Annotated in this window: 17 protein-coding genes, 1 tRNA gene and 7 pseudogenes; 9 read left to right on the forward strand and 16 right to left on the reverse strand. The window is 62.8% G+C overall.

What is annotated here, in order from left to right; genetic code table 11:
- Positions 1–82: 82 nt before the first annotated feature.
- Positions 83–328: pseudogene (locus NMB96_RS17250) on the reverse strand (integrase core domain-containing protein); the annotation flags it as partial.
- Positions 329–665: 337 nt separating this feature from the next.
- A pseudogene (locus tag NMB96_RS23575) lies at positions 666–920 on the reverse strand (Tn3 family transposase); the annotation flags it as partial.
- Between NMB96_RS23575 and NMB96_RS23580 the strand changes: the two are divergent.
- Positions 914–1,048, forward strand: a pseudogene (locus NMB96_RS23580) (DNA-binding protein); the annotation flags it as partial. The pseudogenes NMB96_RS23575 and NMB96_RS23580 overlap by 7 nt on opposite strands.
- Here the strand turns inward: NMB96_RS23580 and NMB96_RS17260 are convergent.
- On the reverse strand, positions 1,036–2,073 hold the full coding sequence (locus NMB96_RS17260) for a hypothetical protein (protein WP_255085338.1): 1,038 nt from the start codon (positions 2,071–2,073) through the stop codon (positions 1,036–1,038). The pseudogene NMB96_RS23580 and the gene NMB96_RS17260 sit on opposite strands and share 13 nt — an antisense overlap.
- Positions 2,074–2,496: 423 nt before the next feature.
- Positions 2,497–3,819, reverse strand: coding sequence for a right-handed parallel beta-helix repeat-containing protein (locus NMB96_RS17265; RefSeq protein ID WP_255085339.1), 1,323 nt, complete (start codon positions 3,817–3,819; stop codon positions 2,497–2,499).
- Between the two features lie 292 nt (positions 3,820–4,111).
- Here NMB96_RS17265 and NMB96_RS17270 point away from each other — a divergent pair.
- Positions 4,112–4,481: pseudogene (locus NMB96_RS17270) on the forward strand (TldD/PmbA family protein); the annotation flags it as partial.
- Between the two features lie 215 nt (positions 4,482–4,696).
- Here NMB96_RS17270 and NMB96_RS17275 read toward each other — a convergent pair.
- From NMB96_RS17275 to NMB96_RS17290, 4 genes and pseudogenes are all read right to left on the reverse strand, one after another.
- A pseudogene (locus tag NMB96_RS17275) lies at positions 4,697–5,514 on the reverse strand (IS3 family transposase); the annotation flags it as partial.
- 79 nt (positions 5,515–5,593) lie between these two features.
- A complete protein-coding gene (locus tag NMB96_RS17280) occupies positions 5,594–6,490 on the reverse strand; it encodes a hypothetical protein (protein ID WP_023905861.1) in 897 nt (298 codons plus the stop codon).
- An 87-nt stretch (positions 6,491–6,577) separates the two neighbouring features.
- Positions 6,578–6,853: pseudogene (locus NMB96_RS17285) on the reverse strand (transposase); the annotation flags it as partial.
- Positions 6,854–6,874: 21 nt separating this feature from the next.
- Entirely contained in the window at positions 6,875–8,419 is a 1,545-nt protein-coding gene (locus NMB96_RS17290; protein ID WP_425520930.1) for a hypothetical protein, read from the reverse strand.
- A 257-nt stretch (positions 8,420–8,676) separates the two neighbouring features.
- Between NMB96_RS17290 and NMB96_RS23585 the strand changes: the two are divergent.
- Positions 8,677–8,985 (forward strand): annotated as a pseudogene (locus NMB96_RS23585) (hypothetical protein); the annotation flags it as partial.
- Between the two features lie 276 nt (positions 8,986–9,261).
- Here the strand turns inward: NMB96_RS23585 and NMB96_RS17295 are convergent.
- Together NMB96_RS17295 and NMB96_RS17300 are read right to left on the reverse strand one after the other, a co-directional pair.
- Positions 9,262–10,065 carry a 4'-phosphopantetheinyl transferase family protein gene (locus NMB96_RS17295; RefSeq protein ID WP_255085340.1) on the reverse strand — a complete coding sequence of 268 codons (804 nt, stop codon included), beginning with the start codon at positions 10,063–10,065 and terminating at the stop codon, positions 9,262–9,264.
- Between the two features lie 109 nt (positions 10,066–10,174).
- Positions 10,175–10,258 (reverse strand) — tRNA-Leu (locus NMB96_RS17300).
- A 143-nt stretch (positions 10,259–10,401) separates the two neighbouring features.
- On the opposite strand from NMB96_RS17300, the gene NMB96_RS17305 reads away from it, so the two are divergent.
- A complete protein-coding gene (locus NMB96_RS17305; RefSeq protein WP_255085341.1) occupies positions 10,402–11,694 on the forward strand; it encodes a nucleotide sugar dehydrogenase in 1,293 nt (430 codons plus the stop codon).
- Between the two features lies 1 nt (position 11,695).
- On the opposite strand, the gene NMB96_RS17310 is transcribed toward NMB96_RS17305, so the two are convergent.
- Positions 11,696–12,940 carry a TIGR03862 family flavoprotein gene (locus tag NMB96_RS17310; protein WP_255085342.1) on the reverse strand — a complete coding sequence of 415 codons (1,245 nt, stop codon included), beginning with the start codon at positions 12,938–12,940 and terminating at the stop codon, positions 11,696–11,698.
- A gap of 11 nt (positions 12,941–12,951) precedes the next feature.
- Positions 12,952–13,383 (reverse strand): FKBP-type peptidyl-prolyl cis-trans isomerase, encoded by a 432-nt coding sequence (locus NMB96_RS17315; protein WP_043889788.1) that lies wholly within the window; start codon positions 13,381–13,383, stop codon positions 12,952–12,954.
- A 60-nt stretch (positions 13,384–13,443) separates the two neighbouring features.
- Here NMB96_RS17315 and NMB96_RS17320 point away from each other — a divergent pair, with 60 nt between their 5' ends.
- The 3 genes from NMB96_RS17320 to NMB96_RS17330 all read left to right on the forward strand — a co-directional run bounded on the left by NMB96_RS17320 (position 13,444) and on the right by NMB96_RS17330 (position 15,462).
- Positions 13,444–13,809 carry a DUF6164 family protein gene (locus NMB96_RS17320; protein WP_104552014.1) on the forward strand — a complete coding sequence of 122 codons (366 nt, stop codon included), beginning with the start codon at positions 13,444–13,446 and terminating at the stop codon, positions 13,807–13,809.
- A 34-nt stretch (positions 13,810–13,843) separates the two neighbouring features.
- Positions 13,844–14,605: a sulfurtransferase gene (locus tag NMB96_RS17325; RefSeq protein WP_255085343.1), complete on the forward strand. Its 762-nt coding sequence runs from the start codon at positions 13,844–13,846 to the stop codon at positions 14,603–14,605.
- A gap of 209 nt (positions 14,606–14,814) precedes the next feature.
- On the forward strand, positions 14,815–15,462 hold the full coding sequence (locus NMB96_RS17330) for a response regulator (RefSeq protein WP_023904062.1): 648 nt from the start codon (positions 14,815–14,817) through the stop codon (positions 15,460–15,462).
- A gap of 204 nt (positions 15,463–15,666) precedes the next feature.
- On the opposite strand, the gene NMB96_RS17335 is transcribed toward NMB96_RS17330, so the two are convergent.
- The gene (locus tag NMB96_RS17335; protein ID WP_255086987.1) at positions 15,667–19,401 is read right to left on the reverse strand and encodes an Rne/Rng family ribonuclease; all 3,735 of its coding nucleotides are present in this window, start codon (positions 19,399–19,401) and stop codon (positions 15,667–15,669) included.
- A 412-nt stretch (positions 19,402–19,813) separates the two neighbouring features.
- Between NMB96_RS17335 and NMB96_RS17340 the strand changes: the two genes are divergently transcribed.
- Entirely contained in the window at positions 19,814–20,800 is a 987-nt protein-coding gene (locus tag NMB96_RS17340) for an RluA family pseudouridine synthase (RefSeq protein ID WP_023904060.1), read from the forward strand.
- A 27-nt stretch (positions 20,801–20,827) separates the two neighbouring features.
- Here the strand turns inward: NMB96_RS17340 and zupT are convergent, their stop codons facing one another.
- The 3 genes from zupT to NMB96_RS17355 form a co-directional block, all read right to left on the reverse strand.
- Positions 20,828–21,646 (reverse strand): zinc transporter ZupT, encoded by an 819-nt coding sequence (zupT, locus tag NMB96_RS17345; RefSeq protein WP_023904059.1) that lies wholly within the window; start codon positions 21,644–21,646, stop codon positions 20,828–20,830.
- A 261-nt stretch (positions 21,647–21,907) separates the two neighbouring features.
- Positions 21,908–22,330 carry an energy transducer TonB gene (locus NMB96_RS17350; RefSeq protein WP_023904058.1) on the reverse strand — a complete coding sequence of 141 codons (423 nt, stop codon included), beginning with the start codon at positions 22,328–22,330 and terminating at the stop codon, positions 21,908–21,910.
- The gene (locus NMB96_RS17355; RefSeq protein WP_023904057.1) at positions 22,327–22,683 is read right to left on the reverse strand and encodes a 4a-hydroxytetrahydrobiopterin dehydratase; all 357 of its coding nucleotides are present in this window, start codon (positions 22,681–22,683) and stop codon (positions 22,327–22,329) included. Before NMB96_RS17355 ends, NMB96_RS17350 begins: the two co-directional genes overlap by 4 nt.
- 88 nt (positions 22,684–22,771) lie before the next feature.
- On the opposite strand from NMB96_RS17355, the gene NMB96_RS17360 reads away from it, so the two are divergent.
- Positions 22,772–23,371, forward strand: coding sequence for an NfuA family Fe-S biogenesis protein (locus NMB96_RS17360; protein WP_006450396.1), 600 nt, complete (start codon positions 22,772–22,774; stop codon positions 23,369–23,371).
- The last annotated feature ends 10 nt before the right edge of the window (positions 23,372–23,381 follow it).

Genomic DNA, 23,381 nt, shown 5'->3' on the forward strand with positions numbered 1-23,381 from the left:
CGTCTTGCTGGAGAGGTGCAGAGAGGTGGCTCCATTCATTTAAACAGCGTAGCCGTGCTGGATAAGTGGATCGCCTGCGGGTTCAAGCTGCCTTGGGCAAGGACAGCATCTGGTTGAAGTAGACCTGATCGGGGGTCAGCCGATCAAGCGCGGTGTGTGGCCTGCGCTGGTTATAGAAGCTCAGGTAACGGCCGATCGATGCCTTCGCGTGGCTGACGCTGTCGTAGGCGCGCAGGTAGACCTCCTCGTATTTGACCGACTTCCACAGCCGCTCGATGAATACGTTGTCGCGCCAGCAGCCCTTGCCGTCCATGCTGATGGCAATACGGGGTTCAGCCGACATACGTGCAAAAATGCCCCCCAAAAAATCCGCTAACCCACTGATGAAATGGACGAAATCCAATCTTGTGAGCCACTTTTGCACGTATGTCGGCCGAACCCTTACTCGGGTTAAACCCAACAGTCGTGTCACCAGTCGCCAGGGGAGCCCGACACCGAAACGGAAAGATCGACCTTTAGATTCAATAGTTTAGAGAGATTTCGGCCCCGCACGTAATGATTCCCTGCCGAACCTCGAATTGATCCTGCGGCACATGCCAGAGTTCACCCTGGACGAATGGGCTGCGCTTGCAGAAATGCTCAACGACGCGTGCAACGAGGCGGACTACCTTGTTGGTCGAGGCGGTGATCTGTTCGCGCAACTCGCGGTTGGAGATGTACTGCAGCAGGAACAAGGTGCGCACGGCTGAACCGAGCGCCTTGAAGGTCTGGTACAGCCGGTTCTTGCGGCTGTAGTTGCCCAGCTTGCGCATCAGCGTCGAGGCCGCGATCTTGCCGGTCTTGATCGAGAGCACGACCTGCATCAGGTCCTTCCAGTGCGTCTCGATCAGATCCCAGTCGACAGTGTCCCGGAACAGCGCGGGCCACGGTACGTCTGAGCACGCTGGAACAGCTCCTGGCGCAGCTGCGGCCACCGCGCCCCGTTGGCGAACAAGTAACGTCTGGGAAGGACGAAACCTCCCCAGACGCAAATAGTCAGTTGCTTTGAGGAAAGCTAATGCCGGGCGAAGCGCCACCAAAGACGGAGCAACTACCGCGCGTCAGGTTGTTCTGCTCGAACGTCTGGCCGGCATTGCCCAGGCAAGTCGGGGCATTTGTCGTACCATCGTTTACCGCTACGTTTACCGTGACGTGCGAGCCGCGATTGAACGACACCGTCTGAGTTCTGGCGCCGTTGCCGAAGATGTTGAATTCGGTCAGGCGCCAGATCTTATTGATATCCACCGTAGAGGCGCGCTGACTCACGCTGTAGGCCCTTCCGTTCACCGAAAACGACACGGTATCCACGCCCCCCGAGGTCGCAGAACCGGTCAGCTTGACACCAGCGATGCCCGAAACTGGCACCAGAGGCACTCGCACCGATTCGCTGTTAATCTCGCAAGCGTTGCCTTCGTAAGCATCCCAGCCGGACGGGCAACCCGCCGCATCGTATTCCGAGGTACTGTCCGCATATACCCAGCTTTCAATGAAGATGACCGGGTCAAAGCCATTACTTGAGTCTTCGTCGGCGTCGCTGGAGTAGACGTACTGTTGCCAGGTCTTGCACGAAGAAAAACCGAACTGCGCGCAAGCGGCGGGGTTGCTGTCGTTGTCGGTATTGATTTGCAGCGAGTATTGGACTACCCCAGTGGTCACGCCGCTTACGCTCGGGAACGAACCGACGGCTGAGTGGGTGAGCCTGCCCGTGCGTGCAGCGTAGTCATCGCCATTGCCGGTGATGAGCACACGGTTGTCGGTGGTGGTACGAGCGTTGCCGCTGGCAACGTGTCGTGGCTTCATGACCAACTTCGGCGGTGCGCCACAGCGTACCGCCTGCCACCCCATGTCCGGAAATGTCGAGCTAAAGCAGCCCTCCATAGCCGGAGCCTCGTGCTTGAGCGTAGTTTCCCATGCAGACATAGCCTCGGCACGGCCAGTATTGTTTATTGCAGCGACCTGCGCCGCTGCACCCGCGCTAACGATGCTTCCAACGATGCAGGCGCCAAGCATGTACTTCGATTTAAATTTTCTCATGGTCTTTCTTCTGGTTTGATAGTTAAATTACAGTAAAATTTTAGTAAATTTGCGGCGCACCAAATCGGAAGTAATCGCCGCGTTAGAGAAGTGCCACTTCTGCGGCAACGCGTTACTTCGTCCTCGATCACAATTCATAAAATGGCGCGAGACCAGCGCTAAACCGCCAGACGTGGAGGTCGCGGGCCAGCATGCGCGCGGGCCAGCTCGGTCAGGCGTCGCGCGGCGCTGGCGATGGGCGCATCGAACCAGACGGCATGCGGAGTGCCGGAAGCCGGGGCGGTTCACCGGCCTACACCCCCCAAAAAAAGTGAGCTAACTCGCTGTCAGTAAAGGCCTTTTACACGAATCCCTGCCGACCCCTAATCCTGCCGGGCACGATGGTGCTAACCGCCGGCCAGGCGGCTAGCGCCATCGTCCGGATCAACGCGCCTCGAATGCCCCCAGGTCCGGCGCACGTCCGTTAAAGGCCTCACCGGTATCGGCGCCGGCGTCGATCAAGGCGCTGCCCGGTGCCAGGGTGGCGAAGGTGATGATGGGTAGGTCGCCGTTGGCCTGGCGCGGACGCATGAGCTGTCGCTCGTCCAGGCTGACGAAATCGCCTGCACTGATGACAAGGGGAAGATTGAACGAATTGCGGCCGATATCGTTCTCACTGGCAGACCCCAGGTTGATCATTTCGATGCGCGTTCCGAATCCCAGGTTATTGGCCAGATGGTGGTCGTATCCAGGCACGTCGGTGAGGTTGTCGCTTAAGGTGGATTGCATGTCGTAGTTGGCGCGGCCGTTCTTGATCGATGTATTGCTGATCCACTCCTGCCCACCGATGTGGTGATTGGCGTAGAGGCCGTTGGATCGATTGCCCACTGCCAGATTGAACCGCACGATATGGCGCGGCACCGGCTTGGGATAATCGCTTCCGTTGCGGCCGTAGCCGCCTGCCTTGAAGCCTGCGCCATTGCCCAGCGGGGTGAATGCGCTGTCGTACCCGTTGTAGAACGACCAGTTGCGTTGCAGGGTGACTGCGGCAGCAGCATTGATCAGGTCGAACCCATCGTCGCTGTTGAACCATGCGCGGCTGCCTTCGATAAGGTTTCCGGTGCTTCCGGCAAGCGTCGGGTGCACGCCGAAACCGTCGATGTTTCCATCGGAGAAGGCATTTAGTCCGCGGTTGTTATAGGCATCGACGTTGTGAACCCGGTTGTCGTTGCCGGAAACCAGGTACCAGCCGATCGCCTGGCCGTCATGGATCGCCAGATTCTCGAACAGGTTGCCGTTGCCGCGGTCAACGCGGAATGCCTCGGACTGGGTCAGGCGGTCTGCAATGGTGATCCGCACACCCACCACCTCGAATCCGCGAAAGACGCAGTTGTTGCTGGCCACCCGGAATGCGGCCACGCGCAGGCCGGTGGGCGTCACCGCAGAGAAGTCGAACACCGGCCGCTCGTTGGCGACGTTGACATAGGCGATGCCGGGCTTGGTGATCTCGTTGACCACGGCGTAGGGCTGCCGCACCACGCTGATGTTGGCGCTGGTCAGGCGATAGGTGCCGCCGCGCAGGTAAACGGTATCGCCACCGGACGCGGCGGCCTGCGCAGCCATCACGCTGGCAAAGGGGGCGGCGCGGGTGCCGGGATTGCCGTCGTTGCCGGTGGGGGCGACGTACCAGTCGGCGGCAACGGCCGTGCACGGCGGCACGCAGGCGGCAATGGCGATCGCCACGATGGTGCAAAGAGAGAGGTTCATCGGATGTCCCTGGTGTACCGCATGAAAGTGGCTGCTTGCCGCCCTTGACCCGGCGTGGCGCAAGGCCGCGAGTCGCGCAGCTTGCGGGAACCGGTTTGCGCTCGACAGTGGTCGTGCTCGGTTCTGCTACGGCGGTTGACGTTTCGATGTGCCGCAACGCAGAAGTGTGCAAACGGGACATAGGTCTCTGGATCGATGCGGGCGCTGCCGCTGCCCGCACTGCGGCGCGACGTTCCACGGCCGCCCTGTGTCCGGCATCGCATCGCCGCGCGCCATGCGATAGAGAACCGCCGTGGACCGTCGTACCTTCCTCACCCTGTCGGGCATTGGTGCTGCCGGCTTGCTGCTGCCGAACACCCGCCTGATCGCCGCCAAACAGTTGCTCACGCCCAACGATGCCGCACGCAGCCGGCGCTTGTCCGATACCGCGCTGAGCACCGCCAAGGCAGCCGGCGCCAATTATTGCGATGTGCGCGTAAGCAACTATCTGCGCCAGTTCGTGATCACCAGCGAGGCGCAGGTGGAGAACGTGGTCAACGCCGAATCCAGTGGGGTGTGCGTGCTGGCCGATGGCGCCTGGGGTTTGCGCCACCAACACGCTGACAGCGATGGCGTAACCACCGCCACGCCGGGCGGTGGCGATCGCCAAGGCCAACGCGCGGCCGGCCATCGCAAGCTGGTGCACTAGCTGGCACGACGCGAGGTTGGCCAAATTGTCCTGGAGACATCGGGCGGCTCCAGGGCCTGCACGTCTTCAGCCCAGTGCCGCTGCAATGACACTGCGGTGTTGCTTTGCTGCCCAAAATATCCGCTAACGCACTGATGCAATGAATGAAATACGAACGTATGAGCTATTTTTACACGTATGTCGGCTGAACCCCTTGTCGCAGCGAATCACGCGCGGCTTGCCGCGCCACTGGATGATCTGTTCCAGTGCCCGAATCACACGAGCCGAGGGCAAGGACAGGTCGACCTCGATCCCCAGCCCTTGGCGGTTGAAGTCGTCAATCACGTTGAACAATCGGAAGCTGCGCCCATCACTGAGCTGGTCGTGCATGAAGTCCATCGACCAGACCTGGTTGATCGACTCGGGCACAGCCAGCGGCTCTGGGCGTTCTCGCACAAGCCGCTTCCTTGGCTTGATCCGCAGGTTCAACTCCAGCTCCCGGTAGATGCGATACACGCGCTTGTGGTTCCAGCCAAAGCCCTTGACGTTGCGCAGGTGCAGGAAGCACAAGCCGAAGCCCCAGTCGCGGTAAGCGGTGGTCAATCGGATCAACCAGTCGGCGATCAGCGCGTTCTCATCCGATGCCTTGGCCTGGTAGCGGTAGCAGGTCTGACTGACCGTAAACGCCATGCAGGCTGACCGGATACTCATCGCCTTGTTGTTCACCGCCCATCGGGCCATCTCTCGGCGTTGAGATGGCCTCACCATTTTTTTGCCATGGCCTCCCGAAGCACCTCGGATGTCATCTGCGACTCGGCATACATCTTCTTCAGGCGCCGGTTCTCCTCCTGCAGCTCCTTGAGCTGGGACACCATCGATGCGTCCATACCGCCGAACTTGCTACGCCACTTGTAGAAGGTTGCCGAGCTGATGCCGTGCTCACGGCATAGCTCTGGCACAGGCGTGCCGGCCTCGGCCTGCTTGAGTACCGCGATGATCTGACTGTCGGTGAATCGTGATGTCTTCATGGAAATCTCCTCAGGAAAGGTTACGAGAAAATTCCACTTCTGGCTCCTGCTGATCTGAGGGGGGATTACCCCCCGACTCTCAAATCCCAGAGCTCTTCAACCGCTTTTTCTGACGCTTGGCCAGCGCGGTTTTTGACACGAATTCCCCCGTTTTCGGGTCGACCACCTTCTGACGACTGGACAGCGTGTTTCTTGACACGAATTCCCCCGTTTTCGGGTCGAACACCTTCTCACGCCCGTACAGCGCGGCTTTTGACACGAGTTTCCCCGTTTTCGGGTCGAACACCTTCTGATGCCGGTACTGCGCGGCTTTTGACACGGTTTCCCCCGTTTCCGGGTCGACCACCTTCTGGCGCCCGTACAGCGTGGATTTGGGAATTGGCCCAGGCGTGCTCGAGCCGGGAGCCTGTGAGGGAAGACCGGGGACGATCGGTCCCTTGCCCGTGCTGGCGGGAGTCGGCATGACTGTCGCGTGCGTCGACGAACTGGCTAACAATGAAGCGGAAGGGGCGGGACAGTGTCCAACGCCCTGGGAATAGCTCGATGTAGGGGGGAGCGCGATTGCAGGGCAATCAACAGACTCTCCCGCAGGCACCGACAGCTCCGACCGGTTGGCAACCTCCTGTAATGCAGGGGCGCTTGAGGCGGAGGATGGCATCGGGTCAAACGCAAGCTCTCCGGACAACGACACTGCCGGCGGTGGCGCAGGTGGCGCGGACTGTATGGAGGTAGAGGCGCGGTTGAGGCGGTGTTGCCGTATCTCCTGGATCCGATACGGGGTGGGATCGGCGGGAAGAACACGCCGTCTCCACGGAGGTGCCATCTCAGCCAATTGCGCCAACGCGTCCTGGCCGTGTTGGGTGCGGCGCCAATTGACGGTGTCGGCGATTTCCTGATCGGGCGAGTGAGGATCGGCGAGGCTGTTGTCGATCAGGTCATTGGCGATGATGGCTGAATAGGGCGAAAGAGGTCGCATTCTTGAGTCCTCGTTGTTTTTCGGAGAAGGCGTGATGGAACCAGTTTTTGGTAATCCGTCCGCTTTTAGCGGACTCCAGAAGTGGAGTTATGCAGCCATCGCCAGTTTCATCGCTGGCGTGATGCCGCCTAGCGCCATGTTCGGGCGCTCATGGTTGTAAGTCCATAGCCAGCGCGTGGCTTTGTCCTGCACCTGCTCGATGGTGTCGAACAGGGTGCGGGCCAGAAAGGCGTAGCGGACCGTGCGGTTGTAACGTTCAACGTAGGCGTTCTGTTGTGGCTTGCCCGGCTGGATGTGTTCGATGCGGATGCCGTTGCGTTGCGCCCACCCCAGCAGTGCTCCGCTGATGTATTCGGGTCCGTTCAGGTAGTCCCCGACTGAGCCTCAATGAGGCAATAGCTCCATCAACCATGCGAGCTCCTCTTCGTTGAATGCCGGGAAATCATCCGCTGTCCCTGCGAAGGGGTCCGCATCTTGTTCCCAAACCACGGTGCTGGACGCTACCAGGTCGGCATCCATGGGCGTGCCAGGATCCGGCAGGCCGCCGATCCTGGTACGCGGGCGTTTTACACCCCAGCTGAGGAGGGACAACGCATCGCGCTGTTCGGGAACGAGCACCTCGACAGCTTGCTGTGCGGAGGAGCCGGTGACAGAACGATCCGATCGGGACCGTTTGCGGCGGCTGCTTGCCAGCGCCTGGCCTGCCTGGTCCATTGGGCTGGGCGCATCCAGCTCACGCTCCAGCGAATCGGCGAATGCATGCAAAGACTCCTGGTCCGGCGTTTGAGCCGAAGCAGAGGACGGTTTCGCCCTTTTCATCCCTAATGCTTGGAGAATACGACCCCAACGCTGCGAGGCTGGAGGGAGCGTTCCACTGCGGGCTTCGAGTTCGGTGACGCCCACCCTGCGAAATAGCTGTAACAACCCGTGCCTGCTCATCCCGAACTGCGTCATGGCTTCATCAAATGCTTGCGCTGGATGGGAGTGGCACTGGAAAAAACCCAGCACGCGAACAACTTGCGTTTGGTCGGCAACGAGATGCGATGTGCGTTCGGGAATACGGCTTTTGGCTCTTCTGATCAATGTCAGCGCATTCGGCAATCCGTCTTTCACTGCATTCAGCGCAGAGCGTCCGCCGATGCAGGCCAAGGCGACGAGGCGGTCGTTGGTCAACGCGGCCAACGCCGGATCAGGGCGAGATAACTGTGCAAAAATGCTCTTCAGCGCCTGCTTGCCGCCGCCATTGCTGGCGATGGCCACCACCTGCTCCCGGGTCAGGCCATGGGGGGCCTGGCACAGCACCGGCAACAGCCGCTGCACCGTCTCCAGCGCCTGCTTGCCGCCGCCATTGCTGGCGATGGCCACCACCTGGTCCGGGGTCAGGTTCAGGGGGGCACCAGTCAGTGCATTGCGCCATGCATGCACTGCCTCCACCGCGGTCACGCCGCCACGTTTTGCAATCTTGAAAAGTTGGCCTGTGTCCAACTGTAACGGTAGACCTCTCAACTCTCCCGCCAACGTGAGCAATGCCTCCAGAGCGCGTGCGCCGGACCCCTGTTTGCCGACGCCAACGACGTCTTTGTGTGTCGCCTCTGGCAACGCCGCGATCATGGCCTGATACTTGACAGCGACGGTCCCTAACGCTGCCGGGTGTTTGCTGAGCTCAACGATGTGCGCGTGTGTAAACCCATGGCCGACCAGTGCCTTGTGGTGCTGCGCTACTGTCGAACGAGCCTCCGATTTGATCTCTTCTTGCTGCTGCTGACTGTAGCCGAGCGTGCGTAGATCCACCTGCGCGGCCGGCGAAGCGTCGGAGGGTTGCGCAGCACGCCGTCGCGGCGCCGGCTTGGCGCGCGGCGGCCGCGCGGCAGTGACAGCGACGTGCACGGTGGGTTGCGGGTCATCGGCTGCACGCAGAACCGATTGCACCTGAGGGTCGGCAGGGATTCGTGTAAAAAACAGCCAAAAGTGAGCTAACTCGCGGTCATCAAAGAAGTTTTTCACAACCGCCTGCCGGCCCTCCATACGGGTCCGGGATCGCCGCCACGTCTGCGCCTCAACCCCGGTCGTCGAAGGTTGCCAGGATCACCCGAAGTTGTGTGCTGCCATGCGGATTCGGAAGAAGTGTAGGGACCAGAGACCTTTAGTCTTGAGGCGACCATGTTTTCTGTAAAGAGGTATGCCTGATGGATCCCATTCGTTCGCGCACGCCAATTCCTGCCCGCGAACTTCTGCCCGGACCCCAACCGGATAGGGTTCAGCCGACTGCAGATCGGGGGGTGTCTCCGCCTGCTGGCGGCCCCCTGGATGGCTTGCCGGCTCGGCGGACGATGTCTCAGACCCGGCTGCCGCCCCCCCCTGCACCCATGCCTGCATTCTCAGCGGGCAGCTTCAGCGATCTGCTACGTCAGTTCGATCCGTCGCTTCTTGATTCGGTGTCTGCCTTCGGCGCTCCTCATACAGAGGCTGCCCCAGGAGAGTTGGATGAGGTGGAGGGTCGGCAGGGATTCGTGCAAAAAACAGCCAAAAGTGGGATAACTTGCTGTTAGTAAAGAATTTTTTCACAGATTCCTGCCGGCCCTCAATCCCGGCTGCGTGTACTCCCGAATAGTTCTTGCGTGCTCTGCTGTGAAGCCGGCGGCATCCGTCTATGACCCACCCTGCGACCGACCGGTCTCGCATAGTCGCCGCAAGACAGTTGCAGCGTGTCGAACCTCGAAAGGGACGAGGTAGTGGATGAGCCGATGGAAGCGCCGTTTTATCTGGCAACTTCATGTTTTCACAAAAGAAATCGGATTCTGCGAGTCATTTTTACACGTATGTCGGCTGAACCCCGGGCAGAGCTGCTCGCTGAGCTGAAAACGGACGACTCCCGCAATGGGATCCAGTGCCACCATGTGCGCACAGGAAAAATCGAAGTAGCGGCCTACTGCGGAAAAACTCGCCTTGAACAGACTCTCCTTGGCAGAGAAGACGATGGTCAGCAACACTTCCAGCGGCACGTGGGTGGACCCGCAGATCGACTGCAGCAACGCCAGCTCCGAGCTATCCACGACAGTGCTCAACAACGCCTCGCGTGCGTCAGCACCGACCACGTGCTCCAGATCGATGCCGATACCGCGCCATCTGCCAAGTGGTGCAACCGCCGCCGCGGCCAGGCGATTGGTGTGCGAGATGCTGCCGATCACCTGCGCTGGCCATAGCGGTTCACGCGAGCTGCCGGTGGCGATGTCGGGGCACATACCGGCGGCGACCAGTACCTGATGCTGCAAGGCTTGTTGCGCAGCCAGTCGACCGAAGAAATACTCGGCCTGGCGTTTTCGGACGCTACGCGCAATCGTGTCAGGGCATGCGATGTTGCAGAGACCAAATGCTTCCAGCGAAAACTGCGCAAGTTCGAATGCCATGATCTGCACGATCAAACTGCTACCGCCCAGGCAGGGCAGGGCGTACTGCCAACGCCCGTGCAATGCCTCGATCGAATCGATGCCTGGATCGCTCGCTGGAGGCGTGTTTCTGCTCAACAGCACGAACTGCATGCCGTCATCGAGCTGGTCGCCTTGCGTGCTGGACATCATCGACGCCTTCAACTTCGTCCGGCTTACCTGTCCGAGCGACATCTGCCAACGTATTCGTGCCAAGCACGGCTGCGAGCGCGTGACAGATGGAGATGGATGAAGAGTGTGCCCGGGGCGGGAATCGAACCCGCATAGCCTTGCAGCTGAGGGATTTTAAGTCCCTTGCGTCTACCAGTTTCGCCACCCGGGCATTGCGATAGCGTGCCTGATTGCGCGCCGATTGTGAATCTCTGTGCGTATGTCTTGCTGCACTGCCGGCGCCTGTGCGGCCTGCGCTATCCTGCCGCTGTATAGCCGCGTGGAAAACCGCCCGCGCACGATCGAAGGAACCGCATGTCCCGCACCACGCTTCTCGCACCGCTTCAAGCGCGTATCGCCGTCATCGGGCTGGGCTATGTCGGCCTGCCGCTGGCGGTTGCCTTTGGCGAGCAGCGCGACACGCTGGGCTTCGACATCGATGCGCAGCGGGTAGCGCAGTTGCGCGATGGCCACGACGCCACGCTGGAACTGGACGACGCCGAACTGGCTGCCGCCACCCGGTTGCGCTACACCGCGAACGCGGCCGACCTGGCCGCGTGCAGCATCTTCATCGTCACGGTGCCGACGCCGATCGACAGCTTCGAGCAACCCGACCTGGAGCCGCTGCGCAGCGCCACCACCTTGATCGCCGCCGCGCTCAAGCCCGGCGACCTGGTGATCTACGAATCCACCGTGTATCCGGGCACCACCGAAGAAGTCTGCGTGCCCTTGCTCGAAGCCGCATCGGGGCTACGTTTTAACGACGATTTTTTCTGCGGCTACAGCCCCGAACGCGTCAATCCGGGCGACCGCCAACGGCGTCTGCGCGATATCCGCAAGATCACCTCCGGCTCCACCGCAGAAGCTGCCGATGCGGTCGATGCGCTGTACACCAGCATCATCACCGCAGGTACCTGGCGCGCGCCGTCGATGCGCGTGGCCGAGGCTGCCAAGGTGGTCGAAAACATCCAGCGCGACGTCAATATCGCGCTGGTCAACGAGCTGGCATTGATCTTCGACAAACTGGGCATCGACACGCTGGATGTGCTGGAAGCGGCCGGAACCAAATGGAATTTCCTGCCATTCCGGCCCGGGCTGGTCGGCGGCCACTGCATCGGCGTGGATCCGTATTACCTGATGCACAAGTCCGAGAGCGTGGGCTATCACCCGGATCTGATCCATACCGCGCGGCAGGTCAATAACCGTGTCGGCCGGCACGTTGCCGAGCGCGTTTGCGGCATGCTCGCCACGCGCGGCGTGGTGCTCGCGCAGGCGAGGGTGCTGGTGCTGGGCGCGACCTTCAAAGAGAACTGCCCGGATCTACGCAATAGCCGCGCACTGGAACTGGTGCAGTTGCTGCAAGCTGCGGGCGTGCAGGTCGATACCTGTGACCCCTGGGCCGACCCGGCAGAAGCCCTGCAGCATGCCGGCGTGCAGTTGTGCGAGGTTGCGGACGAAGGTGCCTACGACGCGGTCGTGCTGGCGGTGGCGCATGCGCAGTACCGCGACTACGACGCCCAGCGCATCGCCGCGTTGGGCAAACCCGGCGCGGTGATTTACGACGTCAAATCGGTTTGGCCGCGCGAAGCGGTCAACGATCGTCTGTAACTCACCCGTCTTGCTGCTGCAGCCAGTGCACCGCGCCATGTGCGGCACGTAATCCGCTGGCGAAGCAGGCGGTCAGCAGATAGCCGCCGGTCGGTGCCTCCCAATCGAGCATTTCTCCGGCGCAAAACACGCCAGGTTGTGCGAGCGCCATCAGCCCATCGTCCAGCGCTTCCAGCCGCACGCCGCCTGCCGAGCTGATCGCCTCGGCAAGCGGGCGCGGCCTGAGCAAGCGCAACGGTAATTGCTTGAGCGTGCGTGCCACTTGCACAAGATTGTCGCCGGCCTGTTTGCCCAGGTGTTCGTACAGCAGCGCCGCCTTGACGCCATCGATGCCGACCTGCCGGCGTAAATGCTCGCTAAAACTCCGTCCCTTGCGCGGCTTGTCCAGTTCGGCGCTCACGCGCTCAAGGGAACGTCCAGGGACCAGATCCAGGCCAAGTTCGGCCACGCCTTGCGCATCGATCTGCTCTCGCAAGTCTGCAGCCAACGCATAAATCAGGCTGCCTTCGATTCCGGTGGCGGTGGCAACGCACTCTCCCTGCAGTTCGTGTTGCACGCCATGGCGATCATGCCAATGCGCCACCACCGGCTTGAGCGGCGCACCGGCATGCCGCTGCACAAAATGCGCGCTCCAGTCGATGTCGAAACCGCAATTGGCCGGCACCAAGGGCGCAACCGCGATGCCGCGTTGCTGCAGTGGCGCTTGCCACAGACCATCCGAGCCAAGCTGCGGCCAACTGCCGCCACCGAGCGCCAACACCACCGCGTCTGCGACGCGCTCGATGTCACCGGTTGGTGTGTCGAAGCGCAGTGCACTGTCCTCGCTCCAACCAAGCCAGCGATGCTGCACATGAAAGACCACGCCTTGTTCCTTGAGTCGACGCACCCAGCCACGCAACAACGGCGCCGCCTTGCGATCCATCGGAAACACACGCCCGGAGCTGCCGACATAGGTGTCCACACCCAACCCGCGCGCCCAATCGCGTAGCGCGTCCGCATCGAAGTCCCGCAACCAGGCCGCCACCGGTTCGGCACGCTCGCGATAACGCTGCGCAAACAGCGGCATCGGATCCGAATGGGTGAGATTCAAACCGCCCTTGCCGGCAATCAAAAACTTGCGCCCGGCCGAGCCCTTCGCCTCGTAAAGGTCCACCGCAAGGCCGGCCGCACACGCCACTTCTGCGGCCATCAAGCCGGCCGGCCCGCCGCCAATCACCGCCAGCCGCCGCTTGCTCACATCCGTCATTGCTCAGGCACTCAGCGCGGCTGCACGCCAAGCAATTCCACATCGAACACCAGCGAGGCGCCAGGCGGAATCACCCCACCTGCACCGTTATCGCCATAGCCGTAATCGGGCGGAATCATCAAGGTGCGCTTGCCACCCACGCGCATGCCGTCAACGCCATCGTCCCAGCCGCGGATGACCTGATGGCCGCCCAACACGAACTGAAATGGCTCGGCGCGATCGAGCGAGCTGTCGAACTTTTTGCCGTGCTTGTCGGCGGCCTTTTCGTCGTACAACCAGCCGGTGTAGTGCACGGTGACCATCGCGCCGGGCGTTGCCACTGCGCCGGTGCCGACGGTGCGGTCGATCCGTTCGAAGGTGGCGATGCTGCCACCGGACGGCGGCAGGGCAGGCGCGCAACTCGCGAGCAACAAGGCGGCACAGAGCGTCAACAGAAGGCGCATGAGATGGTCCATGAAGGAAGTGCGCCATTATCGCATCTGGCTCCGGCTATCATCGCGCCCATGGCCAAGCTACTGCTCAATCTGCGCAATGTTCCCGATGACGAAGCCGACGAGGTGCGAGCGCTGATGCGCGAGAACCTGGTGCAGATCTACGAAACGCGGCCGAGCAATTGGGGCATTTCCGCCGGTGGCATCTGGCTCAGCGACGATGCCGACTACCCGCGCGCCAAGGCGGCGATGGATGCCTATCAGGCCCAACGCGGGGCGGTCGCACGCGCGCAGCGTCAGGAGGCACTGGCATCCGGCACCGCCGAAACCTTCGCTGCGCTGCTGCGCAAGCGTCCGTTGTTCGTGATCGCCACGCTGATCGGCATGCTGGTGGTCGCCTCGCTGGTACTGCTGCCGTTTCTGCTGTTGCGCGGCTGACCCACTGCGGCGCCATCAGGCTTAAAATGACCCGATGATCACCAATACCGCCGCCTATCAATTCGTCGCCATCCAGGACCCGCAGCAGCTTGCCGATAGCGTGCTGAGCCACGCCGAGCAGCAGGCGTTGAAGGGCTCGGTGCTGGTGGCCGAAGAGGGCATCAATCTGTTTCTGGCCGGCGAGGCCGAGCAGGTCGGCGCGTTCTATGCGTGGTTGCAGAGCGATTCGCGCTTTGCGCAGATGCGCATCAAGTACAGCCTGAGCGCGCAGCAGCCGTTCGCGCGGCTCAAGGTCAAGCGCAAGCCGGAGATCATCAGCTTCCGTCGCGACGATGCCTCGCCGCTGCAGGGACGTGCGTCGGCAGTGACGCCAAGCGTGCTGCGCGAATGGATGCGACAAGGACACGACGATCGCGGTCGCCCGCTGGTGCTGCTGGACACGCGCAATGCGCAGGAAGTGGCATATGGCACGTTCCAGGGTGCGTTGACGTTGCCGATCGACAAGTTCACCGAGTTGCCGGGCGCGTTGGAACCGCATCGCACTGCGCTGGCGGATGCCACAGTGGTGAGCTTCTGCACCGGCGGCATCCGCTGCGAAAAAGCCGCGCTGTGGATGCAGGCCGATGGCATGGACAACGTGTTGCAGCTCGAAGGCGGGATCCTGGGCTACTTCGAAGAGGTCGGCGGCGAAGGCTATGACGGCCGCTGCTTCGTCTTCGACGAGCGTGTCGCGCTGGATCCCGAACTGCGCCCACTGGTGGATGCCGAGCGCAGCACCGAGGCCGGGGAAATCTGACCGGGCGCGAGTGAATTTCCCGATATTCGCGCACTGCGCGTGTTCGGATCATGCAAACACGACGCAACGTTGCCCCGCATGTGCGTCATGCCTCACCGTGGCGAGAGGCTTTGGTCTCTGACTTGAAAGTAATACGTCGCATCGTGCTTGCCCTGAATTATTCACGGAGATAGGCTGCACCAGCCAGCCGCATAGCGAGGACAACAAGGATGACCATCAGAGTTTTTCTGATTGACGATCATGCACTCGTGCGTACAGGCATGAAGATGATCCTGTCCAAGGAAGTGGACATCGATGTGGTAGGAGAGGCCGAGAGCGGGGAGTCGGCGTTGCCGCAAATCCGCCAGCTCAAGCCCGAGATCGTGTTGTGCGATCTGCATCTACCCGGCGTCAGCGGTCTGGAAATCACCGAGCGCATCGTCAAGGGCGATTACGGCACCCGCGTGGTCATCGTGTCGGTACTGGAAGATGGCCCCCTGCCCAAGCGTCTGCTCGAAGCCGGTGCATCCGGCTACGTCGGCAAGGGCGGCGATGCGCAGGAACTGCTGCGTGCAGTGCGTGAAGTCGCACTGGGGCGGCGCTATCTCGGCAACACCATCGCGCAGAACCTTGCGCTCTCCAACCTAGAAGGTGGCGGCTCGCCGTTCGATGCGTTGTCGCCACGCGAGCTGGAGGTCGCTTTGTTGCTGACGCAGGGGCTGCGCCAGGAAGACATCGCCAAGCGCCTGAACCTCAGTGCCAAGACCATCAATACGCACAAGGCGCGTCTGTTCGAAAAGGTTGGAATCCAGGACAGCATCGCGCTGGCGCGTCTGGCCAACCAATACGGTCTGACCGATCCCGCGCAAACAATGTAGGTCATGCGCTGGTGATTGGTCTCGCTCCTGACAAGCGAGATCTCAGAACGAAGCGACTCACTCAGCAGCTAACGCGCTGGTGCGAATCCTCGCAGCCGTCTTATTCGCAACTTGCACGCAAAAACAAAGCGGCTCGAAGGCCGCTTTGTTTGACGTCGACCTTGCCTGATTAGTCAGGCAAGGTCGAAACAGGCGATGCAGGGATCAGTGATCGCTACGTGGCTTGTTGGTGTCGTCTTCCTGCTCTTGAGCCTCAGTCACAGTGGTCGACGGAGCCACCGGCTTTACAGCTTCCGGAACGACAACCGTCGGCTTGTGCGCATCGTCTGCCTGCTTCTGCACGTTCGCAGGAGCTACGGGGGCGACTGCTGCAGGCTGCTCAGGCGCCTTGTACGGTGCCGGCGTTTCAGCAGGCGCCGAGGCCGACGATGCCGGTGCTTTGGCATCGGCCGGAGCCAATGCGTCGAGCAGCGTCGTCTGCACCGGTGCGTACGGCTTGCGTGCCTGAGTCACTGGAGCAGCGTCAGCGGCCGGAGTGCTCTGCGGCACCGTCGTGGTGGAGGTCACTGCGACATCTACAGCCGGGCTTGCAGCGCTGGACGGCTCTGCTTGCGACGGCTTGACGGTGACCACCTCAGCCTGGGCAGCCGGGACGCTCGAAGGCGCAGGTGCCGCTTGCGTGTGCACTGGAGCAACAGCCGGAGCTGTCTCGGCTTTCACCGACTCCGCTTGCACTGGTGCCGGGGCCACGACGGGTGCAGCGCGTTCCGGGCTGACCGCAGCGGGTGCTGCAACGTCAGTCGATGCCGACGACACCTGCCTCTGCTGCGTAACCGACTCCGGCGCAGTCGCCGACGTCGTCGTAGCGGCACGCTCGAAAGGCGCAGCTGCAGGAGCAGACGACACGACCGCGGCAGGAGTTGCAACGGGAGCCGGGTTGGCAGCCGGTGTCGAAGCAGCGACGGGAGACGGAGCTGCAACTGGAGCCGGAGTAGCAACCGAAGCCTGAGTCGGCGTCGGAGCTGCAACCGGAGCAGGTGTCGCCGCCGGTGCCGATTGCGCAACAGGTGCCGCAGAGGCAACTAAAGCATCGCCACGCGTCTGCTCAGCTGCAGCTGCAACCGGAGCCGCCGCAGCCTGCCGTTCGAAGGACGGCGTGGCATTGGAAACCGGTGCAGTGGTCGACGTGGTGTCGGCCGCTACCTGGCTTTCCGAACGCTCCTTCGGCACCGGACGCGGCTTCACTGCTGCTGGAGTGCTGGACTCCGGCTTGGCGCGGACAGCTGCTGCAGGCGCGGCGTCATCGTCGAAGTCGAATTCCGGCTGGCCGGCGCGCGGTGCAGCGGAGGCATGCGTCTGCGTGCCGGCTTCGTCGCCCTCGTTCTCGTTGTCGCCATCGAGATCGCCTTCGGCATCGCCATCCAGATCGTCCGTTTCCAGGCCGTCGGCGCCGATACCACCTTCACCATTTGCGCCAGCGCCACGACGACGACGACGGCCGCCACGACGGCCACGACGACGACGGCTGCCGCCTTCGCCATTGGCCGAATCATCGCCTGCTGCATCCGGTGCCTGCCCGTCTGCACTGGCGTCAGTGCCACGGTCGGCATGCGCTTCGGTCACGATCACATCGACCGGGTGTGCCGGGTTGGCTTCATTAGCGGGAACGTGCGTCGTCGCCGGCGCGGCGGTTTCAGCGATTGCCGAAACCACACCGGCAGTCGGCGCGGTTGCGGCAGTTGCGGTCAGCGTCTGTGCCGAAGCCGTGCCTTCGTCCTGACGGGCGGGGCGCTGTTGCCTCTCGGACGGCGCGCCGTCCTGCTGTGCAGATGCACGCGGGGGACGCGGAGCCTGATTCTGCGGCTTCTGCTTTTGCTGCTGCTGGCCTTGCTGCGGTTGCTTGGGCGCCTGCGGTTCGTTGCGCGGCGGCTTGGCGACCTGCACCTGCTGCTGCGCCTGACCACCATTCTGCGGGTTCTGCGCGCTCTGGCCATTGGCAGGCTGGCGACGCTCATCGCGACGCTCCTTGTTGGCGCCATTGCCGTTGCCATTGCCGCCGTTACCGCCATTGCCACGCTGCTGATTGCCGCCGTTACGCGCTTCACCACGGCCATCGCGGCGCTGACCACCACGATCGCCACGCTCGTTGCGGTTGCCACGGGCTGGATCGTTCTGGCGCGGACGCTGGGTCGACTCGGGGACCGGAGCCACTGGCTCGACGCCACCGAAGATCCGCTTCAGCCAACCGACCACGCCGGTGACCGGCGCAGGAAGTGGCAGTGCGACGACCGGAGCCGGCGCAGGTGCTGCAGCGACCGGGGCAGGGGCTTCCTCACGTACCGGAGCCGGCTGGCTCGGCTTGATCGAGGTCACTGCAGGCGCTGCCGGGATGTTCAACTGCGCCTTGGTCAGCGCATGCACCGGCAACTTGCGCGGCGTACCACGCTGATAACTCGGCTTGCCGCTGTCTTCGCCCAGCTCGTTCTCACGCAGGCGCGTGACTTCGTAATGCGGGGTGTGCAGCTGCTCGTCGGCGACGATGATGATCGGCGAGGCGTGGCGATTTTCGATCTCGCGCAGCGCACTGCGCTTTTCGTTGAGCAGGTAGTTGGCGATCTCCACCGGGGCCTGCACCAGCACCTGTCCGGTGTTCTCCTTCATCGCGTGCTCTTCGGCGACGCGGATGATCGACAGCGACAACGACTCGACGCTGCGCATGCGGCCATGGCCGTCGCAACGTGGGCACACGATCTGACTGGATTCGCCCAGGCTGGGACGCAGGCGCTGGCGGCTCATTTCCATCAGGCCGAAGCGCGAGATACGGCCCAGCTGCACGCGCGCACGGTCGTACTTGAGCGCGTTCTGCAGCTTGTTTTCGACTTCGCGCTGGTGCTTGGTCGAGGCCATGTCGATGAAGTCGATCACCACCAGGCCGCCCAGGTCGCGCAGGCGCAACTGACGGGCCACTTCTTCGGCCGCTTCCAGATTGGTCTGGAAGGCGGTCTCTTCGATATCGCTGCCCTTGGTGGCGCGCGAGGAGTTGACGTCGACGGCAGTCAGCGCTTCGGTCTGGTCGACCACGATCGAGCCGCCCGACGGCAACCGCACGTTGCGCTCATAGGCGCCTTCGATCTGCGATTCGATCTGGAAGCGATTGAACAGCGGAATGTCGTCGGTGTAGTGCTTGAGCTTGCGCAGGCTCTGCGGCATCACCTGCTGCATGAATTCCTGGGCGTCGGCGTACAGTTCCGGCGTATCGACCAGGATTTCGCCGATGTCGGCGCGCAGGTAATCGCGCAGGGCGCGGATGATCAGGCGCGATTCCTGGTAGATCAGGAACGCCGCCGGCTTGCTCAGCGCCGCCTCGGCAATCGCCTTCCAGGTCTGTAGCAGGTAATCGAGATCCCACTGCAGCTCTTCGGCGTCACGGCCGACACCGGCGGTGCGGATGATCACGCCCATGTCGTCGGGGATATCGAGCTTGTCCAGCGCTTCCTTCAGCGCGGCACGGTCTTCGCCTTCGATCCGGCGCGAGACGCCACCGGCGCTCGGCGAATTGGGCATCAGTACCATGTAGCGGCCGGCCAGCGAGATGAACGTGGTCAGGGCAGCGCCCTTGTTGCCACGCTCTTCCTTGTCGACCTGCACCACGATTTCCTGGCCTTCGCGCAACAGCTCGCGAATGGTCGACTTGTTGTGGTCGACGCCAGCTTGGAAGTAATCGCGGGAGATTTCCTTCAGCGGCAGGAAGCCATGGCGCTCGGCGCCATAGTCCACGAACGCCGCTTCCAGCGAGGGCTCGAGCCGGGTGATACGGCCCTTGTAGATGTTGGACTTCTTTTGTTCCTTGGACGGCTGTTCGATGTCGATGTCGTACAGGGTCTGGCCGTCCACAATCGCTACGCGCAGCTCTTCGGCCTGCGTTGCGTTGATCAGCATTCGCTTCATTGTTGCGTTCCTCACGCGCTCTACCGCGCGGAACGCCGTGACGTTTCGCCTCTGGAACAGCTTGTCGGCCCTTCGCGCAACGCGCGGACAGGCCTGACCAGGGTTTCCAGCGCTGCAACACCACGGCAGGCCGCGGGAGCGCTTGTCTTTAAGTTTTATAGGTGTTTCAGGGCCGGCAGCCGCGTCCGGACGAACCGGGGCAGCGCACGGGACATGTTCAGCGCGACGGTCCAAAAACCGACGGCGATGGCCGGGCAGGCCGGTGAGCCGCTAACATGGCCGCCCCGGGGGCGGTGGTCGCGCACTGTGCCGGAATCATCGGAAGTCAGGCTTCTGGCCAATCAACTTCCAACGAAATCAAACCCTTATCTCGCTCGCCGAGTGTAACAGAATAAAGAGCCAGATGACCGACCCCCAGTCCCCCCAGCCGCCTGCCGACCGTGTAGGCGTACGCATTCTCAAAGTTCCGGAAGACCGTGCCGGGCAGCGGCTGGACAATTTCCTGCTTGGCCAGCTCAAGGGCGCGCCGCGCAGCCTGATCTACAAGCTGGTGCGCAGCGGTCAGGTGCGGGTGAATGGCGGCCGCGCCAAGGCCGAGCGCAAGCTCGAGGGTGGGGAAGAAGTCCGCATCCCGCCCGTGCGCGTGAATGAGGAGGGCGACAAGGCAGCGCCGCCGTCGGCGTTCATGGCCCGGCTGGAGGCGGCGATCGTGTTCGAAGACGCGCGCCTGCTGGCGCTCAACAAGCCGTCGGGCGTCGCCAGCCATGGCGGCAGCGGGATCAGCTTCGGCGCCATCGAAACCTTGCGCGCGTTACGCCCAAACCAGACCTTAGAGCTGGTGCACCGGCTCGATCGCGACACCTCCGGCTTGCTGATCGTGGCCAAGAAGCGCTCTGCGCTGACCGAGATGCAGGCACTGATGCGCGAGGACGACCGCGTCCAGGGCCGCGGTATCACCAAGCGCTACCTGACCCTGTTGGTCGGGCGGATGCCGGACGGGGTGATGACGGTGGATGCGCCGTTGCATATCGGCCTGCGCCAGGGCGGCGAGCGGCATGTGCAGGTGAACGCGATCGGCAAGCCGTCGCTGAGCCACTTCAAGCTGCTCGAGCGACGCGGCGGGCATTCGTACTGCGAAGTCCGCATCGAGACCGGCCGCACCCATCAGATCCGTGTGCACGCCCAGCACCTGGGGCATGCGGTGGCCGGCGACGACAAGTACGGCGAGGCGGAGGTCAACAAGCGTCTGCGCGATCAGCTCGGCCTGAAGCGGTTGTTTCTGCACGCGGCGTCGCTTGAGTTCGCACTGGATGCCGGCAAGGCGCCGTATGTGCTGAATGCGCCGCTGGCGCCGGAGCTGGCCGAAGCGCTGGGCCGGCTGGGTCGCTAAACGAAGCCACCGCAGGCCACGTCAGCCTCAGGGCGTCGCAAAGCGGAACAGCACCAGGCTGATCGCCAAGGTGCCCATTCCGGCCACCAGGCCGTAGACGGTCTCATGGCCTTTCGCATAGCGCTTGGCGGCGGGCAACAATTCATCCAGCGCCAGAAACACCATTACGCCAGAAATCAAGCCGAAGACGGTGCCGAACACCGCTTCGGACAGCACATTGGACAAGGCCAGATAGCCGATGCCGGCACCGATCGGCTCGGCCAATCCGCTCAGCAGACTGGCGCCGAATGCATAGAACTTGTTGCGCGTGGCGAAGTAAACCGGCACTGCAATCGCAATGCCTTCGGGAATGTTGTGGATGGCGATGGCGAACGCCAGCGGCATGCCGACTGCGGGGCTTTCCAGCGTCGCAAAAAACGTGGCCAGGCCTTCGGGAAAATTATGCGCGGTGATCGCAATGGCCGTCATCAAGCCGACCCGACGGATGTAGGCGCGGTTGTCGTCGCGAAACTGCGGGTCGTCGCTGGACAGGCTCTGGTGCGGGTTGGGCACCAAGCGGTCGATCGCCATGATCAGCAGCATGCCAGCCAAAAACGCCAAGGTGCCGAAGGTAAAGCCGAGCTTGTCGTTATAGGCGTTGGAGAACGAGGCGATCGACTTGTTGAGGATCTCCGATAGCGACACGTACACCATCGCGCCGCCGGCGAATGCCAGCCCGAATGCCAGCAGGCGCGGATTGGGCTTCTTGGAGAACACCACCATGAGGCTGCCGAGCCCGGTAGCGAGCCCGGCGGCCAGGGTGACCGCAAACGCGGTCCAGACGTTCTGTGATGACACTTCGAGCATGTGACGCGACGACCTCGTGGAATGGAACGCACTTCTGCGGGGAGCGTGGCGATTGCTGCGCGATAGGCGCACGGCCACCCTCGATTGCAGGATGGTCATGCCTGGATGACGAACGTGTGGTGCCTGGTGCGATGGGCAGAACGATTAAGCGGCAAACAAACGAATGCATTTGCTGCCGGAAACGGACATGCGCCGTTCGCCTGTCCGTTTCCCCAGCGTCGCCTGTCTGGCGACGCGCTACCTGCGAGATTCCATCAAGGCTTAGCCGCCGCGACGTGCACGCTCTTCGATGGCGAAGCATTCGTCCGGACGCGGCACCGGCGGCTTGAACGCGACCGGCACCTGGATCGTCTGCGGCACCGGCTGCCCGTTGCGGGTGGCAGGCTTGAACTTCCATTCGCGCACGCGCGTTTGCGCGGCCTCGTCCAGCACCGGTTGACCGCTGCTTTGCGCCAGCGACACGTCGGTGGGGGTGCCTTCGGTACCGATCACGACTCTGAGCACGGAGGTTCCGCCGACTCCGGCGCAGGCGAGTTGCGGCGAGTATTCCGGCGGCGGCGTCTTCAAGGCGGCCAGCTCGGTCGGTGCAACCGCTGGCGCGGACGCCTGCTGGGACGACTTGCCACACCCGCTGATGCCGACGGCAACGAATAGGCAGGCGAGGGCGGTGCGGTAACGGGTCATGCAGTGGCTCCCTGATCGTAGAGCTGCGCAGCCTTGGCCGCGCAGATGAAGTCGTTCTCGCTCAGCCCGCCGACGTCGTGGGTGGAATAGCGCACCACCACGCGGTCGTAATGCACGCCCAGATCGGGGTGATGGTCCTCGCGGTGGGCAATCCAGGCCAGCGCGTTCACGAAGGCGAGGGTGCGGTAATAGTCGGCAAAGCGGAACGTGCGGGTGATCGCCGTGCCCGCTTCGGCCAGCTCCCAGCCCGGCACTTGCGGGAACAGCTCGGCCAGGCGGGCTTCGCCAAGCTTGTGGTCGCTGCCTTTGCGCGGGAGGCAATGGGCCTGCTCCAGGGGAATCAGATCGGTCATGACGGTCTCGCAGGGGTGGCGGACAGCGCGCCCAGCGGGATCACGGTGTTCCATGAGCGCGGGCGCATTGAGCGGTAGAATAACCCGCATGATCCAGATATCCGACAAAGCCCAGACCTATTTCCGCAAGCTCATCGAACGTGAGGGCGTGCCCGGCATGGGCGTGCGCCTGAGCGCGGTGGATGCGGGTACCCCGCGCGCCGATGCCCGCCTCGAGTTCGCCGAACCGGCCGATCTCAGCGGCGACGAATGGGCGATCGACTGCGACGGCTTCACTTTATATATCGTCGCCGCTAGCGTGCCATGGGTGGATGGCGCCGAGATCGACTACGTCACCCAGTCCACCGGCAACCAGCAGCTCACCATCAAGGCGCCCAAGATCAAGGGCGAGGCGCCGGCAGATTCCGCCTCGATGGTGGAGCGCGTGCGCTGGGTGGTGGAGAACGAGATCAACCCGCAGCTGGCCTCGCACGGCGGCCGCGTGGCAGTGCAAGAGGTCTCGGCCGATGGTGTGGTGCTGCTGCGCTTCGGCGGCGGTTGCCACGGTTGCGGCATGGCCGATGTGACCTTGAAGCAGGGCATCGAGAAGACCTTGATGGGACGCGTGCCCGGCGTGATTGCGGTGCGCGACGCGACCGACCACGCCACCGGCGACGCGCCGTACATTCCGCGCGACAGCGCGGCCTGATTCCGCACCA

The sequence above is a fragment of the Xanthomonas hortorum genome, from assembly GCF_024339125.1.
Taxonomy (GTDB): domain Bacteria; phylum Pseudomonadota; class Gammaproteobacteria; order Xanthomonadales; family Xanthomonadaceae; genus Xanthomonas; species Xanthomonas hortorum.

Coding starts and splice junctions, on each gene's coding strand:
- NMB96_RS17265 (WP_255085339.1), bottom strand. CDS start 3,819: ATGAACCTCTCTCTTTGCACCATCGTGGCGATCGCCATTGCCGCCTGC.
- NMB96_RS17310 (WP_255085342.1), bottom strand. CDS start 12,940: ATGACGGATGTGAGCAAGCGGCGGCTGGCGGTGATTGGCGGCGGGCCG.
- NMB96_RS17305 (WP_255085341.1), top strand. CDS start 10,402: ATGTCCCGCACCACGCTTCTCGCACCGCTTCAAGCGCGTATCGCCGTC.
- NMB96_RS17335 (WP_255086987.1), bottom strand. CDS start 19,401: ATGCTGATCAACGCAACGCAGGCCGAAGAGCTGCGCGTAGCGATTGTG.
- NMB96_RS17315 (WP_043889788.1), bottom strand. CDS start 13,383: ATGCGCCTTCTGTTGACGCTCTGTGCCGCCTTGTTGCTCGCGAGTTGC.
- NMB96_RS17320 (WP_104552014.1), top strand. CDS start 13,444: ATGGCCAAGCTACTGCTCAATCTGCGCAATGTTCCCGATGACGAAGCC.
- NMB96_RS17355 (WP_023904057.1), bottom strand. CDS start 22,683: ATGACCGATCTGATTCCCCTGGAGCAGGCCCATTGCCTCCCGCGCAAA.
- zupT (WP_023904059.1), bottom strand. CDS start 21,646: ATGCTCGAAGTGTCATCACAGAACGTCTGGACCGCGTTTGCGGTCACC.
- NMB96_RS17325 (WP_255085343.1), top strand. CDS start 13,844: ATGATCACCAATACCGCCGCCTATCAATTCGTCGCCATCCAGGACCCG.
- NMB96_RS17350 (WP_023904058.1), bottom strand. CDS start 22,330: ATGACCCGTTACCGCACCGCCCTCGCCTGCCTATTCGTTGCCGTCGGC.
- NMB96_RS17330 (WP_023904062.1), top strand. CDS start 14,815: ATGACCATCAGAGTTTTTCTGATTGACGATCATGCACTCGTGCGTACA.
- NMB96_RS17340 (WP_023904060.1), top strand. CDS start 19,814: ATGACCGACCCCCAGTCCCCCCAGCCGCCTGCCGACCGTGTAGGCGTA.
- NMB96_RS17295 (WP_255085340.1), bottom strand. CDS start 10,065: ATGTCCAGCACGCAAGGCGACCAGCTCGATGACGGCATGCAGTTCGTG.
- NMB96_RS17260 (WP_255085338.1), bottom strand. CDS start 2,073: ATGAGAAAATTTAAATCGAAGTACATGCTTGGCGCCTGCATCGTTGGA.
- NMB96_RS17280 (WP_023905861.1), bottom strand. CDS start 6,490: ATGCGACCTCTTTCGCCCTATTCAGCCATCATCGCCAATGACCTGATC.
- NMB96_RS17360 (WP_006450396.1), top strand. CDS start 22,772: ATGATCCAGATATCCGACAAAGCCCAGACCTATTTCCGCAAGCTCATC.